General features: G+C 64.7%; 19 protein-coding genes. 15 read left to right on the top strand and 4 right to left on the bottom strand.

The window, feature by feature from the left end:
* Window positions 1-50: 50 nt before the first annotated feature.
* From KPL76_RS13605 to typA, 4 genes are all read left to right on the top strand, one after another.
* Window positions 51-980 carry an ABC transporter permease gene (locus tag KPL76_RS13605; protein WP_216334008.1) on the top strand — a complete coding sequence of 310 codons (930 nt, stop codon included), beginning with the start codon at window positions 51-53 and terminating at the stop codon, window positions 978-980.
* Window positions 970-1956: an ABC transporter permease gene (locus tag KPL76_RS13600; protein ID WP_216334007.1), complete on the top strand. Its 987-nt coding sequence runs from the start codon at window positions 970-972 to the stop codon at window positions 1954-1956. The genes KPL76_RS13605 and KPL76_RS13600 overlap by 11 nt, the downstream gene beginning before the upstream one ends.
* Window positions 1953-3695, top strand: a complete 1743-nt coding sequence (locus KPL76_RS13595; RefSeq protein ID WP_216334006.1) for an ABC transporter ATP-binding protein — start codon at window positions 1953-1955, stop codon at window positions 3693-3695. The genes KPL76_RS13600 and KPL76_RS13595 overlap by 4 nt, the downstream gene beginning before the upstream one ends.
* Before the next feature lie 143 nt (window positions 3696-3838).
* On the top strand, window positions 3839-5752 hold the full coding sequence (gene typA, locus KPL76_RS13590) for a translational GTPase TypA (protein ID WP_216334005.1): 1914 nt from the start codon (window positions 3839-3841) through the stop codon (window positions 5750-5752).
* 171 nt (window positions 5753-5923) lie between these two features.
* Here the strand turns inward: typA and KPL76_RS13585 are convergent, their stop codons facing one another.
* Window positions 5924-7810 (bottom strand): bifunctional 3'-5' exonuclease/DNA polymerase, encoded by a 1887-nt coding sequence (locus tag KPL76_RS13585; RefSeq protein ID WP_216334004.1) that lies wholly within the window; start codon window positions 7808-7810, stop codon window positions 5924-5926.
* A gap of 169 nt (window positions 7811-7979) precedes the next feature.
* Here KPL76_RS13585 and efeU point away from each other — a divergent pair, with 169 nt between their 5' ends.
* From efeU to efeB, 3 genes are read left to right on the top strand one after another with little or no spacing between them, the layout of a single operon-like run.
* Window positions 7980-9686: an iron uptake transporter permease EfeU gene (gene efeU, locus KPL76_RS13580; protein ID WP_216334003.1), complete on the top strand. Its 1707-nt coding sequence runs from the start codon at window positions 7980-7982 to the stop codon at window positions 9684-9686.
* Window positions 9676-10875 (top strand): iron uptake system protein EfeO, encoded by a 1200-nt coding sequence (gene efeO, locus KPL76_RS13575; RefSeq protein ID WP_216334002.1) that lies wholly within the window; start codon window positions 9676-9678, stop codon window positions 10873-10875. Before efeU ends, efeO begins: the two co-directional genes overlap by 11 nt.
* Entirely contained in the window at window positions 10875-12194 is a 1320-nt protein-coding gene (gene efeB / locus KPL76_RS13570; protein WP_216334001.1) for an iron uptake transporter deferrochelatase/peroxidase subunit, read from the top strand. The genes efeO and efeB overlap by 1 nt, the downstream gene beginning before the upstream one ends.
* A gap of 43 nt (window positions 12195-12237) precedes the next feature.
* Here efeB and KPL76_RS13565 read toward each other — a convergent pair whose 3' ends face one another.
* Complete coding sequence (locus KPL76_RS13565) at window positions 12238-13134, bottom strand: EfeM/EfeO family lipoprotein (RefSeq protein ID WP_216334000.1); 897 nt, start codon at window positions 13132-13134, stop codon at window positions 12238-12240.
* Window positions 13135-13307: 173 nt separating this feature from the next.
* Between KPL76_RS13565 and KPL76_RS13560 the strand changes: the two genes are divergently transcribed.
* The 4 genes from KPL76_RS13560 to KPL76_RS13545 all read left to right on the top strand — a co-directional run bounded on the left by KPL76_RS13560 (window position 13308) and on the right by KPL76_RS13545 (window position 16664).
* Entirely contained in the window at window positions 13308-13775 is a 468-nt protein-coding gene (locus tag KPL76_RS13560; RefSeq protein WP_216333999.1) for a hypothetical protein, read from the top strand.
* Between the two features lie 29 nt (window positions 13776-13804).
* Window positions 13805-14125: a ferredoxin gene (gene fdxA, locus KPL76_RS13555; protein ID WP_205107970.1), complete on the top strand. Its 321-nt coding sequence runs from the start codon at window positions 13805-13807 to the stop codon at window positions 14123-14125.
* 7 nt (window positions 14126-14132) lie between these two features.
* Window positions 14133-15269: a succinyldiaminopimelate transaminase gene (gene dapC, locus KPL76_RS13550; protein ID WP_216333998.1), complete on the top strand. Its 1137-nt coding sequence runs from the start codon at window positions 14133-14135 to the stop codon at window positions 15267-15269.
* Between the two features lie 87 nt (window positions 15270-15356).
* Complete coding sequence (locus KPL76_RS13545) at window positions 15357-16664, top strand: citrate synthase (protein ID WP_216333997.1); 1308 nt, start codon at window positions 15357-15359, stop codon at window positions 16662-16664.
* 85 nt (window positions 16665-16749) lie between these two features.
* Here KPL76_RS13545 and dapD read toward each other — a convergent pair whose 3' ends face one another.
* On the bottom strand, window positions 16750-17730 hold the full coding sequence (gene dapD / locus KPL76_RS13540) for a 2,3,4,5-tetrahydropyridine-2,6-dicarboxylate N-succinyltransferase (RefSeq protein ID WP_216333996.1): 981 nt from the start codon (window positions 17728-17730) through the stop codon (window positions 16750-16752).
* Between the two features lie 123 nt (window positions 17731-17853).
* Here dapD and dapE point away from each other — a divergent pair, with 123 nt between their 5' ends.
* The 3 genes from dapE to KPL76_RS13525 all read left to right on the top strand — a co-directional run bounded on the left by dapE (window position 17854) and on the right by KPL76_RS13525 (window position 20634).
* Window positions 17854-18969 (top strand): succinyl-diaminopimelate desuccinylase, encoded by a 1116-nt coding sequence (dapE, locus tag KPL76_RS13535; protein WP_216333995.1) that lies wholly within the window; start codon window positions 17854-17856, stop codon window positions 18967-18969.
* Entirely contained in the window at window positions 18962-20368 is a 1407-nt protein-coding gene (locus KPL76_RS13530) for a hypothetical protein (RefSeq protein ID WP_253202054.1), read from the top strand. The genes dapE and KPL76_RS13530 overlap by 8 nt, the downstream gene beginning before the upstream one ends.
* 92 nt (window positions 20369-20460) lie before the next feature.
* Window positions 20461-20634 carry a DUF3117 domain-containing protein gene (locus KPL76_RS13525; protein ID WP_104244821.1) on the top strand — a complete coding sequence of 58 codons (174 nt, stop codon included), beginning with the start codon at window positions 20461-20463 and terminating at the stop codon, window positions 20632-20634.
* Between the two features lie 65 nt (window positions 20635-20699).
* Here KPL76_RS13525 and KPL76_RS13520 read toward each other — a convergent pair whose 3' ends face one another.
* Window positions 20700-21329, bottom strand: coding sequence for an O-methyltransferase (locus tag KPL76_RS13520; RefSeq protein WP_253202053.1), 630 nt, complete (start codon window positions 21327-21329; stop codon window positions 20700-20702).
* Window positions 21330-21426: 97 nt separating this feature from the next.
* On the opposite strand from KPL76_RS13520, the gene KPL76_RS14995 reads away from it, so the two are divergent.
* Complete coding sequence (locus KPL76_RS14995) at window positions 21427-21954, top strand: Sec-independent protein translocase TatB (RefSeq protein WP_371733906.1); 528 nt, start codon at window positions 21427-21429, stop codon at window positions 21952-21954.
* The last annotated feature ends 16 nt before the right edge of the window (window positions 21955-21970 follow it).

Below are 21970 nucleotides of genomic sequence, written 5' to 3'. Positions count from 1 at the left end.
GTCAACTTCTCCATATGTGCATCCAATCCGAAGTCCAGGCCAGTTAGGCCATGGCCGGTTATATCTTCCGCCGCGTTCTGCAGGCGATACCCGTCTTCCTGGGAACCACGTTCCTCATCTACTTCATGGTCTTCGCGATGCCCGGCGACCCCATCGTCGCTCTGTTCGGGGACAAGACTCCGAACCCCGCCGTTGTCGCCCAGCTCCGCGCGCAGTACCACCTCGACGATCCCTTCCTGATCCAGTACTTCCGCTACATCGCGGGCATCTTCCAGGGCAACTTCGGTATCTCCTTCTCGGGTGAACCCGTGAGCCAGGTGCTCGCGAGAACCTTCCCCGTGACCATCCGGCTGGCGATCATGGCGCTGCTCATCGAGACCATCGCCGGTATCTTCGTCGGCTTGGTCTCCGGCCTCCGCAAGGGCAAGCTCTTCGACAACTCGTCACTGGTGATCAGCCTCATCCTGATCTCGCTGCCGATCTTCGTCATTGCTTTCGTCGCGCAATTCGTCTTCGGTGTGCAATTGGGCTGGGCCCGAACCACTGTGAGGCCAGATGCACCGATTGTCGACCTCATCCTGCCCGCCATCGTGCTGGCGAGCATCAGCTTCGCCCAGATCATCAGGCTGACCCGATCATCGGTGATCGAGACGTCGAGCCTCGACTTCGTTCGCACGGCCTACGGCAAGGGGCTCGGGCGACGGCGCATTGTGCCGGTGCACATTCTGCGCAACTCCCTGATTCCCGTCGTCACGTACCTCGCCACCGACTTCGGAGTCCTGCTCGTCGGTGCGACAGTCACCGAAGGTATCTTCAATGTTCCAGGCGTCGGCAACACGCTCTATCAGGCCATCATCAGGGGTGAGGGGCCCACGGTCGTCTCCTTCGTCACCGTGATGGTGCTGATCTACCTCGTCGTCAACCTCGTCGTGGACCTGCTGTACGGCCTGCTCGACCCAAGGATCCGCTATGTCAAATAACATCATCGACACACCCGAAGCGCCCGGCTCCGACGCCCCGCGCTCTGCAGACCACTTCGTCGCGCCCCTCGAGGAGACGCCGCTGGTCGCCATCGACGTGGTGAACGTCGCCGAGAAGCCCAGCAACCTGTGGATCGACGCCTGGCGTGACGCACGGCGGCGCCCGATCTTCTGGATCTCGGGCGCGCTCATCCTGCTCGTGATCGTCGTCGCTCTGTTCCCGTGGCTCTTCACTCAGACGCCTCCCAACAACGGCTGCGATCTTCACTTCAGTAATGGCGGCCCCACCGACGGGCACCCCCTCGGCTTCACGAAGCAGGGCTGCGACGTCTACTCGCGCATCATCAACGGCACCTCGACGTCTCTCGCGGTCGGCATCATCGTCATTGTTCTGACGACAGTGCTCGGCATCGTCTTCGGGGCGTTCGCCGGTTTCTACGGTGGCGCGATCGATGCGACCCTGTCTCGCGTCGGTGACATCTTCTTCTCGATTCCCTACATCCTCGCGGCGATCGTCGTCATGTCGGTTCTCGCGCAGTACCGGAGTGTGTGGACGATCTCGCTGGCGATCGGTATCTTCGCGTGGCCCTCAACGGCCAGGGTGCTGAGAGCCGAGATACTCCGGGTGAAGAACTCCGACTTCGTGATGGCGTCGGAGGCGCTCGGTGTGTCGAGATTCCGGATCCTCTGGCGCCACGTCATGCCCAACTCGATCGCACCTGTCATCGCCATCACGACGATCTCTCTCGCGGGAGCCATCGTGGCCGAAGCGACACTGTCGTTCCTCGGCGTCGGGCTCGGCAGCGACATCATGTCGTGGGGCAACGACATCAACCAGGCCCAGCGCGACATCCGCACCAACCCGCAAACCCTGATCTACCCCTCGATCGCTCTCTCTGTCACTGTCTTCTCGTTCATTCTCATGGGCGAAGTCATCCGAGATGCGCTCGACCCGAAAGCGAGAGCACTCCGATGAGTTCAAGCCAGGCTTCACAGAAACCGGATGCCCACGCCCCGCTGCTCGAGATCAAGAACCTCCAGGTCGGCTTCCGCACGACCGGCGGTATCGTTCCTGCGGTTCGTGGTGCAAGCCTGACCCTGCATGCAGGCAAGACCCTCGCCATCGTGGGGGAGTCGGGGTCAGGAAAATCGACGACCGCTCACGCCATCATCAACCTGCTTCCCGGCTCTGGTCTGATCACAGGCGGCGAGATCCTCTTCGAGGGTCGCGACCTCACTACGTTCAGCGAGCGCGAGATGGAGGAGGTCCGGGGCAAGCTGATCGGTTTCGTGCCTCAGGACCCGATGTCGAACCTGAATCCCGTCTGGAGCATCGGGTTCCAGGTCGAAGAGGCCATCAAGGCCAACGGCGTCGCCAAGGGCCGCAAGGAGATCAAGAAGCACGCCATCACGGTGCTCAGAGAGGCGGGCCTCGCCGACGCCGACAAGCGACTGCGCCAGTTCCCGCACCAGTTCTCGGGCGGTATGCGCCAGCGCGTCCTCATCGGCATGGGGCTCTCGTCCCGGCCGAAGCTGCTCATCGCCGACGAGCCGACCTCGGCCCTCGACGTCACAGTGCAGCGCACCATTCTCGACAACCTCGAGAAGCTGACGAGGGAGACCGGCACAGCGCTCCTCTTCATCACACACGACCTCGGCCTCGCAGCTGAGCGTGCCGAGCAGCTCGTGGTCATGTACAAGGGCCAGATCGTCGAATCGGGCCCTTCGCGCGAGATTCTCGCCAACCCGGTCCACCCCTACACCCAGCGTCTCGTGGCCGCGGCCCCCAGCCTCGCCTCGCGTCGCATCCAGTCGTCGGTGCACAAGCTGACCGATCTGGACTACTCGGCGACGAAGGTGACAGAGGGTCTCGACCTCATCGAGACCGCCGAGGCTCGCGCAGAAGCGGTGGCCGCAGCCCCGGCGAAGGCGCCGGCCATCGTTGTCGAGAACCTGACCAAGGTCTACAAGATCCGTGGAAGCAAAGAGCCTCTCACTGCTGTCAACGATGTCTCGTTCGCCATCGAGCGCGGCACGACGACCGCTCTGGTCGGCGAGTCGGGCTCTGGCAAGTCGACTGTCGCCAAGATGCTTCTGCGCCTTGAAGATGCCACGGCAGGGAAGATCCTGATCGATGGAACCGACACGGCTCCGCTCAAGGGGCGCGAGTTGCTCGCCCTGCGCAGAAAGATGCAGCCGGTCTTCCAGGATCCATACGGCTCGCTCGACCCGCTCCGTAACATCGGCAATACCATCAGTGAGCCGCTGCACACCCACAAGGTCGGTGACGCTCAGTCGCGCCGCGATCGGGTGCATGAGCTGCTCGACCAGGTCTCGCTGCCCCGCACGTTGTCGTCACGGTACCCGAACGAGCTCTCCGGCGGCCAGCGCCAGCGTGTTGCGATTGCCAGGGCCCTCGCACTCAAGCCCGACATCGTCATTCTCGACGAAGCTGTGTCGGCGCTGGATGTGCTCGTACAGGCCCAGATCCTGCAGTTGCTGTCTGACCTCCAGACCGAACTCGATCTCACCTATCTCTTCATCACGCACGACCTCGCCGTCGTCCGGGTGATCGCAGACAACGTCTGTGTCATGCAGCGCGGAAAGATCGTCGAGAAGGCCACGACAAACGAGGTGTTCGACAACCCGCAGATGGAATATACTAAAGAGTTGCTGAACGCGATCCCCGGGGCCGGTATCGCCCTCGGAGTTTAACGCCGCGTTCACAACCTGCGTGTATTCTCCTGCTGGGCGAGCCCCGGCGAAGAACACATTCCTGAGGGCGTCGCTGCCCCAACCCGTTTATTCGTCGGGCTCGCCACCAGTTTGAGTCCGCATTACATTGAGGACGATCATCCATGGCGTCAGCCACCCGCGATGACCTACGTAACGTAGCCATTGTTGCCCACGTCGACCACGGCAAGACCACGCTCGTCGACGCGATGCTCAAGCAGACCAACTCATTCGACGCCCACTTCGAGGGCGAAGACCGCATGATGGACTCGAATGACCTTGAACGCGAAAAGGGCATCACCATCCTCGCGAAGAACACTTCGGTGCTCTACAGCGGAAAGCACGCCAATGGCAAGAACATTGTCATCAACGTCATCGACACCCCAGGCCACGCCGACTTCGGTGGTGAGGTCGAGCGCGGCCTCTCCATGGTCGACGGTGTCGTGCTGCTCGTCGACGCTTCGGAGGGCCCACTGCCGCAGACGCGATTCGTGCTGCGCAAGGCGCTCGAGGCGAACCTCCCGGTCATCCTGCTCGTGAACAAGACCGACCGGCCCGATGCGCGCATCGACGAGGTCATCGCTGAGTCCCAAGACCTGTTGCTCGGCCTTGCATCTGACATGTCGGATGATCACCCCGACCTCGACCTCGACGCCGTGCTCGACGTGCCGATCGTCTACGCCTCAGGCCGTGCCGGCGCCGCGTCGAACAACAAGCCCGAGAATGGCACTCTGCCCGACAACGACGACCTCGAGCCGCTCTTCGAAGCGATTCTGAAGCACGTTCCGGCTCCCGTCTACGACGACGAGCACCCCCTGCAGGCGCACGTCACCAACCTCGACGCTTCGCCCTTTCTCGGCCGCCTTGCGCTGCTGCGAATCTTCAACGGCCACATCAAGAAGGGCCAGCAGGTCGCCTGGGTGCGCCACGACGGCTCTGTTCAGAACGTCAAGCTCACCGAACTTCTCATCACGAAAGCCCTTACCCGCTTTCCGACAGAGACTGCCGGCCCCGGGGACATCGTCGCCATCGCCGGTATCGACGAGATCACCATCGGTGACACGATCAGCGACCCCGAAGATGTTCGGCCCCTGCCGATCATCACGGTCGACGACCCTGCGATCTCGATGACGATCGGCACCAACACCTCGCCGATGATCGGTCGCACCAAGGGGTCGAAGGTCACCGCCCGCATGGTGAAGGACCGCCTCGACCGCGAACTCGTCGGTAACGTCTCGCTGAAGGTCGTCGACATCGGCCGCCCCGACGTCTGGGAGGTGCAGGGCCGCGGCGAACTCGCCCTCGCCATCCTCGTCGAGCAGATGCGCCGCGAGGGCTTCGAGCTCACCGTCGGCAAGCCACAGGTGGTCACCAAGCAGGTCAACGGCAAGACCCACGAGCCGTTCGAGCACCTTACGGTCGACGCTCCCGAGGAGTTCCTCGGCGCGATCACCCAGCTGCTCGCCTCCCGCAAGGGCATGATGGAGACCATGCAGAACCACGGCACCGGCTGGGTTCGTATGGAGTTCATCGTTCCCTCGCGTGGGCTCATCGGGTTCCGAACCGAGTTCCTCACCACGACCCGTGGTACCGGTATCGCCAACGCGATCTCGCACGGCTACGCAGCGTGGGCCGGCCCCATTGTCACCCGCAACAACGGCTCGATCGTTGCCGACCGCTCCGGTGTCGTCACACCGTTCGCCATCGTCAACCTGCAGGAGCGCATGTCGTTCTTCGTGGAGCCGACGCAGGAGGTCTACGAAGGTATGGTCATCGGTGAGAACTCGCGCGCCGACGACATGGACGTGAACATCACCAAGGAGAAGCAGCTCACCAACATGCGCCAGTCGACGTCTGACACGTTCGAGCGCATGACCCCGTCGCGCAAGCTGACCCTCGAAGAGAGCCTCGAATTCGCCCGCGAAGACGAGTGCGTCGAGGTCACGCCCGAGTGGGTGCGCATCCGCAAGGTCGAGCTCTCCGCCCAGGCCCGCCAGCGCAGCGCAAGCCGCGTGAAGAGCCAGAACGCGAACGCCTAACCGGCACCTGCGCGTCCGCTCCACTGTGTGAGGCGGTTGCGACGCGGTGAGACACGTCTACGTGCCTCACTTTCGTTGCAACCGCCTCACAACTCGTTAAACCCCACAGCGCGAGCCGGATGACGAGACTGCGTCACGCGCGCCAAAGGCACGTCGGCTGGTCCTCGATTGTCAGGCCGCGTCGGCGTAGGAGTCGACGATGGATACGTCGAGCGGCACAGTGAGCGGGAACTCGCCGAAGAGCAGCTTCGTGGCGCTGGCCGAAGCGGAACGCAGGGCATCGGCCACGGCCTCGGCCAGAGACTCGGGCGCATGCACGATGACCTCGTCGTGGAGGAAGAACACGAGGTGCGGAACTGTGCCGAACGGTTCGGCGGCCCGGCCTGGTCCATGCGCTGTTGCGAGGGCCGCTGTTCCGAGTGCCGCTGTTCCGAGTGCCGCTGTTTCGAGGGCCGCTGTTCCGAGATCCGCTGTTCCGAGTGCCGCTGTTCCGAGAGCCGCTGTTCCGAGAGCGCAGAGGCGCCGCCGCAGGTCGGCCATCCAGCACAGCGCCCAGTCTGCCGCGCTGGCCTGCACGACGAAGTTGCGAGTGAAGCGGCCCCAGTCCCGCGCCTGTTGCCGAGCGCGCTGCCGCTCACGCTCCGACCCGGCACCTTCTCGCGCCGCAGCCTGCGCTTCCCACCAGTCTTCCCCTGGCCGAGGTGAACTCCGGCCCAGTCTCGAGGTCACGACTTCGCCGCGTTCGCCTGCACGGGCCGCGTCTTCGACGAACGTGAGAGCCGCAGGAAATGCCGCAGCCAGTCGCGGCAGCAGCCGGCCACTCTCGCCCGTCGTGGCACCGTACATGGCCCCGAGCATCGCCACCTTCGCTTGTGCTCGGCTTTCGACTGCCCCGCTCGCGACGATTCCGGCATAGAGATCAGCCCCCTGGCCCGCACGAGCCATGATCAGGTCTCCAGAGACGCCGGCGAGGATGCGAGGCTCGAGCTGGGCGGCATCGGCCACGACCAGCTTCCACCCCTCGTCGGCGGTGACCGCCCGTCTCACCTGTTTCGGCAGCTGCAGGGCGCCGCCCCCGCGAGTGGCCCACCGGCCGGAGACGACCCCGCCCGGCACATACTCGGGAGAGAACCGGCCGTCGGTGACCCAGGACTCCATCCACGACCATCCGTTGGCGCTCAGCAGGCGCGAGAGCTTCTTGTATTCGAGCAGCGGCTCGATCACCGGATGATCGAGCGCTTGCAGCTCCCACGACCGCGTCGTCTCGGCTGAGAGCCCGGCGGCTCTGAGTGCCTTGAGCACCTCGGCGGGTGAGTCGGTGTTGAGGCCGGGGGAGCCGAGTTCGTGCTGGATGATCGTGGCCAGCTGTTCGAGGCGGGCTGGCCGAAGTCCCGGCGCAACACGGGGGCCGAGAAGCTCGGTGAGCAGGGCGTCATGCACGTCTTCTCGCCACGGTAGACCGGCGTGCGTCATCTCCGCAGCAATGAGGGCCCCCGCCGACTCGGCTGCAATGAGCAGGCGAAGGCGGTTCGGCTCGGTGGCGGCCCTGACGGTCTCGAGCTGGAGCCGAAACTCGTCGATTGTGGGTTGGGCCACGCCAGATGCGTTGCCTTCAGCGTTGTCGCTGCCAGCATCGTCTTCGCCAGAGCTGTCTCGGCCAGTGCCAAAGCCCTCTGGCTTGTCGTCGTCAAAACTCAGTTCGTTGCCTGACCGATTCCCTGCAACGCTCGGCTTCGGAGAGGTGATTGCCGTGTCCCATGGGCCAGGGGGTGACATCGCCAGGCCCGTGCCGGAAGTGAGGCTCGACAATCTCAGCAGGGCTATTGTGAGTCGCAGGTCGTGGCAGCGTTCGACGCGGACTCCCGCCTCGAGGATCTGGGAATATGTTGCGGCCGTGTCGTGCCAGACCCAGCGAGGGGACTCGAGCTCGATCGCTTCGACGGCTTCGCCCAATTCGTCGGTCGCGACCAATTCGCCCTGCTGTTCTTCTTCGCCGGAGTCATCGAGGAACGACAGCGCATACCCGTCGGGGCCGGCGGGAGAAACAACGACGTACATCTCTCCATTGTCGCTGCATCCACTGACGGCGACGCACCCCCGGTTGTTCAGCGACGGTCATTCGCCGGCTCGGCCGAAATCCATGAAGCAAGGTAGCCCTAAGTAAGTGTAGGCTTACCTACGAAGAACTGACCCGCGTTCTACCACCCGCCCCGCTTGGAGAGACCCTGTGCTAGCCACGTTCGTCATCGGCCTTCGCGAGGGGCTTGAAGCCGCGCTCATCGTGGGCATCATCGCCGCCTTCCTGAAGCGCAACGGGCACTCGCTGAAGTCGATGTGGGTCGGTGTCGGAGCCGCGCTCGTATTGAGCCTCGCGGTGGGAATCATTCTCGAGGTGATCTCCGTCGGCCTGCCCCAGGCCCAACAAGAGGCCATGGAGTCGATCATCGCGGCGGTCGCCGTCGTCATGGTCACCGCGATGATCATCTGGATGAGCAAGCACGCCCGCAACATGCGGAGTGAACTCGAATCCACCGCCGGTCGCGCACTCGGCAACGGTTCCGTTCTCGCTCTCTCGGGTATGGCCTTTCTCGCCGTACTGCGTGAAGGTTTCGAGACTTCGGTCTTCCTCCTCGCGGCCTTTCAGTCGTCGGTGAGCCCCCTGGCTGCGGGTATGGGAGCGATCATCGGCATTCTCGTCTCCGTTGGTATCGGTTACGCGATCTACCGCGGCGGGGTGAAGCTCAACCTCGGCAAGTTCTTCACTGTCACCGGCGTGTTCCTGGTGTTCGTCGCAGCCGGTCTGGTGATGAGCGCGCTCCGCACCGCCCACGAGGCCGGCTGGATCACGCTCGGGCAGCAGAGCACCGTTGACCTGGAGTGGCTCGCTCCTGCCGGTTCTGTGCAGGCCGCCCTGCTCACCGGGGTGCTCGGAATCCCCTCTGACCCCCGCGTCATCGAGGTTCTGGGCTGGGCTCTCTACCTCGTTCCGGTGCTGTTGTTCGTGCTCTGGCCACGCACGCTCCGCCCCGGGCTCAACGCCTACCGGCTGCAGCTGGGGCTCGCGGGCGGATTCGCTGCGGTTGCGCTCATGCTCGCCGTTGCTGTGCCGATGCCGGTTTCGCCCGGCGCTGCCGGCACCACAACCACAGGCAGTGCGCCGATCGTTGCGGCCGACGGCCAGCCACTCGGTTCTACCCAGCTGGTGACCTCCAACGGCGTGCTCGCGCTGGAGACCACAGTGTCGGGCGTAGAGTCCACGACCATCCTCGATGCCTCCGCTTCTGAGCCCGACACCCACATGGGTCTGGATGCCCGGTCCTGGTCGGTCACGTCCAACGCAGACACCACGGGCCTGTCCACCTCGCTCACGCTCGACCAGCTTGCGGCGCTGAATGGCGGTCGCACTCCGGTGGGTGTCAACCGAGCACTGAATCCCGGCCCGTTCGATGCGGCCTGGAATGTGGCGGTGACCGACCAGGTCTGGGTCGCCAGCGATACGCTGCTGGATGCCACGCACCAGTCGGTGAGCACGGTGACGCTGTCAGGTGGCGGTCTCACTTCAGCGCGAACCGTTGCCGTGGCTTCTGCGAGTGCTGCTTCGGCCGACACCGCTACAGGGTCGCTGTCGTGGGCCGTCGACAGCACACATTCCGAGGCCGTGGCAACGACTGTGACCGACTGGCGTTCGGCTGCCGACGAAGCAGCTCTCTTCAGGTACTACCTGCCACTTGCACTCCTGCTCGCTGCTGCGGTACTCGCCGCATTCGGGGTACGTGGTCTCCGCTCGGCGAGGAGAGTGCGCACCGTCGCTGGGAACGCAGCTTCCTCTCAGCAGCAGCCGCTTCCCCAGCAGCAGTCCCTTCCCGAACAGCAGTCCCTTCCCGAACACGCACCCAGCGCTCAGAACCAGGAGCTTCACCTTCATGACGCCTAGCACCAGCCACAGCACGGTCCGTCTCACTCTCCTCGCTGCGGTTGTTGCCGGCAGCATGCTGCTCACCGGTTGCACAGCGGGGTCGTCTGCGGGGTCGTCAGTGTCGTCAGGGTCAAGCGCGGCACCCGTTGCCAACGGCGCAGCACAGGTCGCCGTCACTCTCACGGGCTCGCAGTGCACGCTCGACCACACCACGGCGCCCGCGGGCCCGGTCACGTTCACGGTGACGAACACCGACGCCGCCGGGCTCAGCGAGGTCGAGTTGATGAGCGACAAGCGGATCCTGGGCGAGCGGGAGAATATCGTCGCGGGGCTGAAGCCTGCCACGTTCACGGTGACGCTCTCCGGCGGCACCTATGCGCTGAACTGCCCGGGAGCCACCTCGGAGAACACGACCTTCACCGTCACCGGTGCGGCAACCACGCCAGCCAGCGACGTGCAGGGCCGCCTCACCGAAGGCACCTCCGGCTACGGCTCATTCATCGAAGACCAGGCCGCCGGGCTCGTTGCGGCGGTCGCCACCTTCGACGCCGCCATACAGGCCGGCGATGTCGCCGCAGCGAAGAAGGCGTACGCCGCAGCGCGCCCGTTCTACGAGCGCATCGAACCGGTCGCCGAGAGCTTCGCCGACCTCGACCCCCAGATCGATGCCCGGGTCGCCGATGTGGCCCCGGGTACCGCGTGGACGGGCTTTCACCCCATCGAGAAAGACCTGTTCGACACCGGCGCCATCGCCGACACGACCAAGGCGCTGAGCACGAAGCTCGTCGCCGACATCGCCCAACTGCAGACCCTGACCACCGGCCTCAGCTACAAGCCGGAGGAACTCGCAAACGGCGCTTCGAGCCTGCTCGAAGAGGTTCAGTCCTCGAAGATCACCGGCGAAGAAGAGGCGTACAGCCACATCGACCTCGTCGACTTCGCAGCGAACATCGAGGGTTCTGAGCAGGCGTTCGAGTACCTGAAGCCAGCCCTGACCACCATCGATCCCGACCTGACCACGACGATCAGCGGGCAGTTCGAATCAGTGGATGCCCTGCTCGCCAGTTACGCAGACACGAGTGCGCTCGGGGGCTTCGTTCTCTACACCGACACGCTGAAGGCATCGGACGCCACGAAGCTCACGCAGGCCATCCAGGCGTTGCAGGCGCCGCTCGCGCAGCTCGCCGAGAAGGTGGCAACGGCGTAGTGGAGGCTTCGGAACACGCCGCAACTGAACCCTCAGCACCCCCAGCTCCAGAACCTCCAGCCCTACAGACAACCGAACCCGGCATCTCGCGCAGGGCGTTCTTCGGTGGGGCGGTCGCGAGTGCAGCGGCCGGTGCGGCCGTCGGCATCACCACGACCGGACTGGCGTCGACTGCAGCGAACGTGGGGTCAGCGGTCGTATCGGCGTCTGACAGCGCATACGACTTCTACGGGCAGCACCAGGCGGGCATCCGGACGCCCCCGCAGGACCACCTGGTGCTCATGGTCTTCGACGTCACCACCACTTCAGCTGCCGAGCTGCAGGTCATGCTCGCCAAGTGGTCTGCCGCCATTGCCCAGTACACCGGTGGCCTGGCCGTCGGTGCGGTCGAACCCGAGCGAGACCTCGCCGTGCCGGGCGACACCGGAGAGGCCGAGGGCATGGGCCCGAACCAGCTCACGGTGACGGTGGGCTTCGCGCCGTCGATGTTCGACGAGCGTTTCGGCTGGAAGTCACACCGGCCGGCGGCTCTCGTCGACATTCCGGCATTCGCGAGCGACGCGCTCACCCCGGGGTACACCGGCGGTGACATCTGCGTGCAGGCCTGCGCGAGTGACCCTCAGGTCGCCTACCACGCGATACGCAATCTCGCGAGAATGGCCAGGACCACCGCGGCCACACGGTACGTCGTGCAGGGGTTCGGCCGGGCATCCGCCGGCGCTGGCCAGCCGACGCCCCGCAACCTCATGGGTTTCAAAGATGGCACACGAAACATCACCACCGATGACGACTTCGAGAAGTTCGTCTGGGTCGGCGACGACGCAGACCAGCAGTGGATGATCGGCGGCAGCTACCTCGTGACCCGCAAGATCCACATGCTCATCGAGACGTGGGACGCTGACTTCATCGGCGACCAGCACGCGGTGTTCGGGCGCACGAAGGTCGAGGGCGCGCCGCTGGGCGGGGCACAGGAATTCGATACTCCGGATTTCACCGCGAAGGCCGCCGACGGTTCGCCGGTCATTCCGGCGACGTCCCATGTCGCCCTCGCTGCGCACGAGAACAACGGCGGGGTGAAGATCCTGCGGCGCGGGTACAACTTCACCGATGGCATCGACAGCGTGGGCCGGCTCGATGCAGGCCTGATGTTCCTCTCGTACCAGAAGGACCCGGCGCAGTTCGTCGCCCTTCAGTCGAAACTCGGCGCTTCTGATCGTCTCAACGAGTACATCAGGCACGTCGGCTCCGGCGTCTTCGCTGTGCCACCCGGTCTCTCTGGCGCGGGGGACTACTTCGGCAAGGCCCTGTTCGGAGCCTGACGCTGATCGAGGAGCGAGGCGTATCGAAGGCCAGCTTCGTAACTCAGAGACCCATCGTGGGCTCCACGCGGGCGAGGGAGGCCGCAAGGTCCGCGACGTCGGATCGCAGGGATCTCGCCTGGCTCTCGGTGAGCTGGTCGTACGTCATGAAGGTCACTCCGACACGATAGGAGTTGAGAGCATCCTGCACGGCGGCGAACTGGTGGTCGAGCCGTGTCGCCAGGGCCGCGTCCTGCGTGACAAGCACCGCACGAATGCCGTCGAAGACGACTCGGGCTCCGTCGACATAACCCTGCAGATCGGAGACCGCGCTCTTCGACAGGGAGTCCTTGGTGCCGCTCGCTGCCTCGTTCGCGAGGGTGGCGATGAGCGCAGCCGCGCCGGCGGTCTGTTCATCTGTGGTGAGACTCAGGCCGTAGACGACCTCGGAGAGAGAATGCGTGTCTGTGGTGAGGGCTGTGGCGAGTGCCGTTCGTTGTTCCACGGTCAGAGCTGGCTGGCCGGCGACCGGGTACAGGTCGCTCTCGATCGCCTGCCACCCGTTCAGCACCGTGCCGGCTGTTGTGGAGGTGGTCAGCGAACCGAGTGCCGGGTCTGGCCCGTCGATGCGGGCGGCCAGATCGGAGAATTCGCTCCTGGCGACGAGCATCCGGTTGTAGAACATGCGGGTCGGGGCATAGAGCGCCTGGGCGAGGGCCGTGTCTCCGGACTGGAAGGCGGCGGCGAATTCTGCCGTGCCTCCGTCGAGCTGTTCGGCCTGCTGGCGCAGGTACAACGCGAAGTCGCTCGTCGACTCCCTGAGCTGCAGGGTGATGAACTGGGCCTGGGTGACGGGCTGCGCCGCAGACTTCATCGACGTGGATGTGTGGGCAGTGCATCCGCTCACGACGAGAGTCACCGCCACGGCGATGAGGGCCAGGGCGGAATGGTGTTTTTTCACGAATGGTCTCCGTGGGTCGTCAAGACAGAAAGTTGTCGCGGCTGCAACGCGGCACCTTCGCCGCCTCTACGGTACCCGTTCGCAGAATTGCTTGCGCTTGCTGAACTACATTGGGGGCATATCGAAAGGTAATCGTGATGTCGTACGAATCATTGGCAGCGAACAGTCAGGCAGTGAGCCAGGCACCCCATCCAGACGAACCTGACGTCGGCGAGTCGATGATCGTTCGGGTTGGCAGCTGGGCGATCGGCCTGCTCCTCGGTGTGGTCTACGGGATGCTCGGCACCGTCGTGAACCAGGCGACGTTCAGTTTCTTCGGTCTCTTCGACGTGCCGATCGGGTTGATCTTCGCCTGCGTCGGTCTGGCCCTGCTGCTGGTCGGGCTCCGTCTGATACTGCCGACCCGAACGGTGGCTGTGCTCGCGGCTGTGGGCTCGGTGGGCATGGTGGCCGTTCTCACCCTGCCGAGCCCTGGCGGGTCGGTGCTGATCCCGGCGAACGTCGCTGGCTACATCTGGACCTTCGCACCGACGATCATCGCTCTGGTGGTGCTCGCCTGGCCCAGCAGGCCGCTGCGACGGGCCACAGCCGAGCACGGGGGTGCCGGGCGTCTTTCGGGAACCGGGCGTCCAATAGAATAGAGCTGTTCTTTCGAAGGGATTTCACCACTGTGACCTATGTCATCGCCTTACCCTGCGTCGACGTGAAAGACCGGGCCTGCATCGATGAGTGCCCGGTCGACTGCATCTACGAGGGCGAGCGCTCGCTCTACATCCATCCCGACGAGTGTGTGGACTGCGGCGCCTGTGAACCGGTGTGCCCCGTCGAGGCGATCTACTACGAAGACGACCTGCCAGAGGAATGGGCGGACTACTACAAGGCGAATGTCGAGTTCTTCGACGACATCGGCTCCCCGGGTGGAGCTGCGAAGGTCGGCGTGATCGCGAAGGACCACCCGGTGATCTCAGTGCTTCCGCCGCAGGGAGCATGAGCCCAGCATGAGCCTGAGGGCACTGCCCGACTACCCGTGGGACCAGATGCTTCCCTACGTCGAGCAGGCGAAGAGCCACCCGCGCGGAATCGTCGACCTGTCGATCGGGTCTCCTGTCGATCCGACTCCCGCGCTCATCCGTGAGGCGCTGGCAGCAGCCACCGACGCACACGCCTACCCTCAGACAGCCGGTACGCCGGAGCTTCGGAACGCGATCGTAGCGTGGTACGCGCGCCGGCGCGGAGTACCCGGCCTGACTCCAGGGCAGGTGCTCCCGACCATCGGGTCGAAAGAACTCGTGGCCTGGCTGCCCTTCATGCTCGGGCTCGGCGAGGGCGACGTCGTCGTGCACCCTCGCGCTGCCTACCCCACCTACGAGATCGGCGCCCTCATTGCCGGTGCGCGTGCGTTCGCCTCCGATGACCCTGCCGAATGGCCGGCCGAGACGAAACTCGTCTGGCTGAATTCTCCGGGCAATCCCGACGGCCACGTTCTCGGTGTGGCCGAGCTCCGGGTCGCCGTCGCCCGCGCCCGGGAGCTGGGCGCCATCATCGCCAACGATGAGTGCTATGCCGAACTGGGGTGGGAGGGGGAGTGGGCTGACCAGGCTGTGCCGAGCATCCTCGACCCCCGGGTGACCGGTGGCGACGCAACGTCGGTGCTCTCGGTCTACTCGCTCAGCAAGCAGTCGAACCTCGCGGGCTTCAGGGCCGCGTTCATCGCTGGCGACGCTGAACTGATCGCCCGGCTCCTGAATGTTCGCAAACAGACCGGCATGATGCCGCCGGCGCCGGTGCAGGCCGCCATGACGGTCGCTCTCGGTGATGACGAGCACGTCACCGCCCAGAAGGAGCTGTATCGCGCTCGGCGCGAGATGCTCAAGCCGGCTCTCGAAGGGTATGGCCTTCGAATCGACCGGAGCGAGGCGGGGCTCTACCTCTGGGCAACCGCCGGAGTCGACGCGTGGCAGACCATCGCCGAACTTGCCCGGTTGGGAATCGTCGCGGGGCCGGGCACCTTCTATGGCGAGCACTTTCCCCAGCACGTCAGGTTCTCCCTCACGGCGACCGACGAGAAGGTCGCAGAGGCGGTGCGGCGGCTGGCCGAAGTATCTCGGCGCGAAGCTACCCCCGGCGTCGTTTAGGCTGAGGGGTGGTACGACATCACAACGTTGAGCATCACACAACTCCAGGCATCGTCATGCCGATAGTCATCTCGTAGGAGGAGCGCCATGGGCGAAATCGACCCGGACATCCAGAAGGCCACCCTGTCGTTCCCCGGCGGCTCTGCTGAGTTTCCGATTCTCCAGAGTGTTGACGGCGCGTCATCGATCGACATCTCTACGCTCACCAAGCAGACCGGGCTGACGACGCTCGACTACGGGTTCGTCAACACCTCGGCCACGAAGTCGGCGATCACCTACATCGACGGCGACAAGGGAATCCTGCGGTATCGCGGGTATCCGATCGACCAGATCGCCGAGAACTCGACCTACCTCGAGACGGCGTGGTTGCTCATCTACGGCGAACTGCCGACTCCGACAGAGCTGGCGGAGTTCGACGACAAGATCCGCCACCACACCCTGCTGCACGAAGATCTCAAGCGCTTCTTCGACGCGCTGCCCCACAATGCCCACCCGATGTCTGTGTTGTCTGCGGGAATCTCGGCACTCTCAACGTATTACCAGGACTCCCTCGACCCGCGGAACCCCGAGCACGTCGAGATCTCGACCATCCGCCTTCTGGCAAAGTTGCCCGTGATGGCGGCGTACGCACACAAGAAGAGCCTCGGGCAGGCGTTCCTCTACCCCGACAACAGCCTGAGCTTCATCGACAACTTCCTGCGGCTCAACTTCGGCACGAATGCCGAGCCCTACGTGATCAACCCGGTGCTGTCGAAGGCGCTCGAGCGCCTTCTCATCCTGCACGAAGACCACGAGCAGAATGCGTCGACGTCGACCGTGCGGCTGGTCGGTTCGACCGAGGCCAACATCTTCGCGTCGATCTCGGCCGGCATCAATGCCCTCTACGGGCCTCTTCACGGCGGCGCGAATGAGGCCGTGCTCACGATGCTGGCGCAGATCCGCGATTCGGGTGAAGGCGTCGAGAAGTTCGTCGAGCGCGTCAAGAACAAAGAGGCCGGCGTCAGGCTCATGGGGTTCGGCCACCGGGTCTACAAGAACTACGACCCGCGTGCGAAGCTCGTCAAAGAGGCGGCCGACGAGGTGCTCGCGGCCCTGGGCGTGCAGGATGACCTGCTCGACATCGCCAAGGAGCTCGAAGCGATCGCCCTGGCCGACGAGTACTTCATCTCACGCCGGCTCTACCCGAACGTCGACTTCTACACCGGCGTGATCTACAAGGCGATGGGCTTCCCGACGCGCATGTTCACCGTGCTGTTCGCAATCGGTCGGCTTCCCGGCTGGATCGCCCACTGGCGGGAGATGCAGATCGACCCGGCCACCAAGATCGGTCGGCCCCAGCAGCTCTACATCGGCAGCCCTGAGAGAGATTTCCCCCAGAGCGCGCTGGAGCTGTAAGCGAGCATCCAGTGGATGCTCGCTGCGACGCCAGCGCCGACGAAGCTGTGCTTTGTCGGCGGCCAGAGTTGGGGCGAAAAGGACCTCAGGCGTGGAGCGTCTCATTCAGGGTCACTCCCGCGCCGGTGCGTGAAAGCACTTCGACGGCACCCGAGATCGAATTGCGGCGGAACAACAGGTTCGGCATGCCGGAGAGTTCTACGGCTTTCACCGATGGCACGGTTCCGTCGGCCTTCGGTGCGCTGCCCACCAGCAGAACCTTCGTGCCCGCAGTGACGTAGAGGCCCGCCTCCACGACAGAATCGTCGCCGATCGAAATCCCGATCCCGGAATTCGCGCCGAGAAGCACTCGTTGCCCGATGGAGACACGCTGGGTTCCGCCACCCGAGAGGGTACCCATGATGGATGCCCCGCCACCGATGTCGGATGCGTCGCCCACGACGACGCCCTGCGAGATACGCCCCTCGACCATCGACGTGCCGAGGGTCCCGGCATTGAAGTTCACAAACCCCTCGTGCATCACCGTGGTGCCCGGCGACAGGTAGGCACCGAGTCGCACGCGAGATGCATCCGCGATGCGCACCCTGTCGGGGCTGACATAGTCGAGCATCCGGGGGAACTTGTCGATACCGTGGGCGGCGATCCCCTGTCGCTGCAGCGCTGGGCGAAGCCGGTCGAAGTCGGAGGGCAGGATGGGGCCGGCGTTGGTCCACACGGCGATGGGCAGGTGCCCGAAGATCCCGTCGAGGTTGAGCGAGTTCGGTTCAGCCAGAAGGTGCGAGAGCAGGTGCAGGCGCAGGTAGGCATCGGACGTGCCCTGCGGAGGCCGTTTCAGCTCGATCTCGACCGTCACCAGTTCGATGCGTACATTGCGTCGCGGATCGGGGCCGGCAACTTCTTCCAGTTCGGCGGGAACAACCCATGGTTCTGCGGCGTCGCCGGGTCGACCCAGTCGAGGGGTCGGAAACCAGGTGTCGAGCACGGTTCCGTCGCCGGCGATGGTCGCGAGACCGTAGCCCCACGCATGGCCGGACAAGGGAGTTTCACGGGTCGGTTCCGAAGTCATGCATCAAGGCTAGTTGAGATGAGAGTTCTGCCCGATCACCCGCCGGTGGTGAGCACACTGACGAGCACACCGGCAAGCACGCCATCCTGCGTGCCCACAAACAGTGCACATAAACTACAAGCTATGCCGACGCACGATGCAGCCCCCGCCATCCTCGACCTGACGGCTTCGTCGATCGACCTGACCCGCCAGATCTGCGACATTGAATCGGTGTCGGGCAACGAGAAGTCTCTTGCCGACGCCATCGAAGCAGCACTTGCTCCGTTCACGCACCTGGAGATCACCCGTGACGGCGACACGGTCGTCGCCCGCACGAACCTCGGGCGTGCCCAGCGGGTCGTGATTGCCGGCCACATCGACACTGTGCCGCTGAACCACAACCTGCCGACCCGTTTCGAAACGATTGACGGCCTCGACTACCTGTGGGGCCGGGGAACCGTCGACATGAAGGCGGGTGTCGCCGTGCAGGTGAAACTCGCGGCTGAACTCGTAGCGCCCGCCGTCGACATCACCTGGATGTGGTACGACCACGAAGAGGTCTCCGCAGAACTCAACGGTCTCACCCGCCTGGCCGCGAACAGGCCGGATCTCTTTGCCGGTGATTTCGCGATCCTCGGCGAGCCGACCAGAAGCCAGATCGAGGGCGGGTGCAACGGCAACCTGCGCATCGAGGTGCGTACCTTTGGTCTGCGCGCTCACTCGGCCCGTGGCTGGGTCGGGGAGAACGCCGTGCACAAGCTTGCGCCGATCCTCAACACTCTTGCTGCCTACGAGGCCCGAGACGTCGAGGTCGACGGACTGGTCTACCGCGAGGGCCTGAACGCAGTGGGAATCAGCGGGGGAGTGGCAGGCAACATCATTCCCGACGAGGCCATGGTGCACATCAACTATCGCTTCGCCCCGAACCGCTCTGGCGACGAGGCGATCGCCCACATGCACGAGCTGTTCGGCGACTATGAGATCACCGTCGTCGACCTCGCCGAGGGGGCACGACCGGGTCTGGATGCTCCGCTCGCCCAGCACTTCCTCGCCGCGGTCGGCGGGGTGGCGTTGCCCAAGTACGGCTGGACCGACGTCGCCCGGTTCTCAGCGCTCGGTATTCCGGCCGTGAACTACGGACCGGGTGATCCCCTGAAGGCGCACGCCGACGATGAGCGGGTGCTTCTCGAACAGATCACCGACTGTGAGCGGGGCCTGCGGGCCTGGCTGAGCGCCGACAACGCCCCTCGGCATGGGTAGCGCGGGCACAGGCAACGCCGGCATGGGCAGCGTCGGCACAGATAGCGTCGGCACAGACAGCGTCGGCATGGGTAAGGTCGGCACAGGCAGCGTCGGCACAGACAGCGTCGGCACAGGTGCGGCAGCCGAGGTGGGCACACCCCCACAGGTAGCTCAGAGCCCGGGCTTGGCCGCATCAGGTGAGGCGACGAGCGCGTCGGCGGCGGGCATCCAGCAGTCAACCGGGCACCGCCCAGGCTGGCGACCGCCGTGGTGGCTGAGCGTGATCGGCATCTACCTGGCAGCACGCGCGGTGACGACGGTGATGCTGCTCGTTCTCGCCAGCGTGCAGGGCAAGAACCCGTGGACGGGTGCCCAGCCTTCGTATTGGGACTACGCGTCGATCTGGGATGGCACCTGGTACAAGATCATCGCCTATTGGCCGTACCCGAGCCAGCTGCCGCTCACCACGTCGGGTCACGTGAGCGAGAACGCCTGGGCCTTCCTGCCGGGCTATCCGTACGTCGTTCGCGGGCTCTCGACCCTGACCACCGCGCCCTGGGAGTACGTGTCGGTTGCGGTGTCGTTCGTCTTCGGGCTTGGCGCGGCGCTCGTCTTCTACAAACTGATGCGGCTCACGCTGCCGAACGGCACCGCACTCTTCGCAACCGTTCTGCTCTGCATTGCGCCCGTCTCGCCGATGTTCCAGGTGGCCTACGCCGAGTCGATGGCGTTGTTCCTGCTCATGCTGGCGCTCTGGTTCCTCATCAAGCGGAACTACTGGATGCTCTTCCCGATCGTTTTCGTCATGGCGCTCACGAGACCGAGTGGTCTGGCTTTCGCCCTCTGCCTGGCTGCGTACTTCGGGTACCGGTGGTGGACGCGCGCGAAAGACCCGTTCGAGACGAAGGAGCGGGTGCTCGTCGGTGCGGCGACCGTATTCAGTGCCTTCATGGGCTTCGCGTGGACCCTCGCGGCGTGGGCCGGCACAGGCTACTTCTCGGCCTACACCGACACGGAGCTCGCCTGGCGGGCCAGCTACATCGGCTACACGAAACTGATTCCGTTCACGGCCTGGTTCCAGGGTGGCAACTGGTGGCTGGGGGCCCCTGCAGGGGCGATCGTGGTCGTGCTGCTGGCTGTAGCCTTCGCGCTGGTCATGGCGACGAAGGCGGTCAGGCGCATCGACCTCACTCTGCGACTCTGGGTGATCGCCTATGCGGTGTACCTCTTCGCAGTGTTCTTTCCGCAGTCGAGCACCTTCCGGCTGCTCATGCCCCTGTTCCCGCTGCTCGGTGTGATGGCGCTGCCGAAGTCGCGTGTGTACCGAGTCGCCCTGGTGATCGTCTTCGTCGCCGCCCAATGGGGCTGGCTCCTGATCTGCTGGGGCGTGGACGGCTCGGATTGGACCCCGCCGTGATGCTGGACTTCTGACGCCGAGACAGTGTCAGTTTTTGACCACGGCACCAATGCCCGATAATAGAAGAACGACACCACGAAAGGGGATGCCGCATGGCCGCCATGAAACCAAGGACCGGTGACGGCCCGATGGAGGCTGTTAAAGAAGGACGCCTCATTATCGTTCGGGTACCTCTCGAGGGCGGTGGGCGACTCGTCGTCTCCGTCAACGACGCTGAAGCACGCGAACTGCACGACGCTCTTGCTGGTGTGGTGGCGCCCGCCTAGCTGACAGACGAAAAGGCCCTCTCCAGTGGTTGTGGAGGGGGCCTTTCTCGTTCTCGAAACCCCTGCTAGCCGACGATCTTCGTGACCTGGAGCAGCCCGTCCCCGATCGGCGACAGTGCGGTGATCACCGCTGTCGACCCCGACAGTTCGTTGATGAGGGTGCGGAAATCGGTGACGGTCTCGTCGCGCTGCACCGGGTCTGCGACGCGGTCACGCCAGAGCGCGTGGGGAACCAGTACTGTACCGCCGACGCGCACCAGTCGCAGACCGTGCTCGACGTACTCGATGACCGACTCCGGGTCGCCGTCCACGAGGACGAGGTCGTAGGAGTTCTCGTTCATGCGGGGCAGCACGTCACGGGCCCGGCCCGTGATGAGCCGGATACGGTTCGGAGTGACGCCAGCTTCAAGGAACGCGGCACGGGCGGACTGCTGCCTGTCGACCTCGGTGTCGATCGAGGTGAGGGTTGCGCCGGGGGCTCCCGCGAACATCCAGAGCCCGGAGACACCGAGGCCGGTTCCGATCTCGACGATCGATTGGGCCGCAGAGGTGCCGGCAAGCACCGCGAGTTGGGCTCCGATGCCGGGCGAGACGGATTCGACACCGAGCTCGATGGCGTGTGCGCGCGCCGAAGCGATCACCGCCGGTTCGGTGACGATGTCTTCGGCGTACTTCCAGTTGGTCTCTTTCGACACGGGTTCATATCCTCCGCGGCCCAGTTTAGGTTGACGAGCCCGGGGCTTGCGGCAGGCTCGCAGAAACCGCGGCAGAACAACCCTGTAGTCTGGTGCCATGTTCGGGTTGACCTTCGAGAAACTGATAATCGTGGGAGTCATTGCGGCTTTCGTGATCGGTCCTGAGCGCCTGCCCCACTACGCCTCGGTGCTTGCCAAATTCGTGCGCCAGCTGCGCGGTTTCACGAACGACGCCAAGTCGCGCATGAAAGAGGAGATGGGCCCGGACTTCGACGAGGTCGAGTGGAAGAAGCTCGACCCCCGTCAGTACGACCCCCGTCGCATCATCCGGGATGCCCTGCTCGAAGACCCCGAGACTGTCGGCACGACTCCCACGAAGCCTTCCGCAACGATGGCGGCAGCCGGAGCTGCAGCCTCAGGTGCTGCATTGATTTCCGACCCGCTCACCGCGGTACCCAATACCGCCACAGACGTCGACACGACGGTCATGCTCAAACGCCCAGAACCTGCCTACCTGCAGCACAAGCGCCTTCTCGAAGAGAAGAACCTCGCGGCGGCAGCTGGCGCTGGTGGCAGCGGTCAGGCGGCTCCGGTCGTGGCTCCGTACGACTCCGAATCGACCTGAACCGCCCTGAACTGAC

The sequence above is a fragment of the Subtercola sp. PAMC28395 genome (genome assembly GCF_018889995.1).
Taxonomy (GTDB): domain Bacteria; phylum Actinomycetota; class Actinomycetes; order Actinomycetales; family Microbacteriaceae; genus Subtercola.
Note: the sequence above shows the minus strand (reverse complement) of the source record. Positions and strands in the feature narration are given on the sequence as shown.

What these genes read in the sequence shown, in the direction of transcription:
- dapE (WP_216333995.1), top strand. Translation starts at nt 17,854, where the DNA reads ATGCCGACGCACGATGCAGCCCCCGCCATCCTCGACCTGACGGCTTCG.
- KPL76_RS14995 (WP_371733906.1), top strand. Translation starts at nt 21,427, where the DNA reads ATGTTCGGGTTGACCTTCGAGAAACTGATAATCGTGGGAGTCATTGCG.
- KPL76_RS13600 (WP_216334007.1), top strand. Translation starts at nt 970, where the DNA reads ATGTCAAATAACATCATCGACACACCCGAAGCGCCCGGCTCCGACGCC.
- KPL76_RS13530 (WP_253202054.1), top strand. Translation starts at nt 18,962, where the DNA reads ATGGGTAGCGCGGGCACAGGCAACGCCGGCATGGGCAGCGTCGGCACA.
- dapD (WP_216333996.1), bottom strand. Translation starts at nt 17,730, where the DNA reads ATGACTTCGGAACCGACCCGTGAAACTCCCTTGTCCGGCCATGCGTGG.
- KPL76_RS13605 (WP_216334008.1), top strand. Translation starts at nt 51, where the DNA reads ATGGCCGGTTATATCTTCCGCCGCGTTCTGCAGGCGATACCCGTCTTC.
- typA (WP_216334005.1), top strand. Translation starts at nt 3,839, where the DNA reads ATGGCGTCAGCCACCCGCGATGACCTACGTAACGTAGCCATTGTTGCC.
- dapC (WP_216333998.1), top strand. Translation starts at nt 14,133, where the DNA reads ATGAGCCTGAGGGCACTGCCCGACTACCCGTGGGACCAGATGCTTCCC.
- KPL76_RS13525 (WP_104244821.1), top strand. Translation starts at nt 20,461, where the DNA reads ATGGCCGCCATGAAACCAAGGACCGGTGACGGCCCGATGGAGGCTGTT.
- KPL76_RS13545 (WP_216333997.1), top strand. Translation starts at nt 15,357, where the DNA reads ATGGGCGAAATCGACCCGGACATCCAGAAGGCCACCCTGTCGTTCCCC.
- KPL76_RS13585 (WP_216334004.1), bottom strand. Translation starts at nt 7,810, where the DNA reads ATGTACGTCGTTGTTTCTCCCGCCGGCCCCGACGGGTATGCGCTGTCG.
- KPL76_RS13595 (WP_216334006.1), top strand. Translation starts at nt 1,953, where the DNA reads ATGAGTTCAAGCCAGGCTTCACAGAAACCGGATGCCCACGCCCCGCTG.
- efeO (WP_216334002.1), top strand. Translation starts at nt 9,676, where the DNA reads ATGACGCCTAGCACCAGCCACAGCACGGTCCGTCTCACTCTCCTCGCT.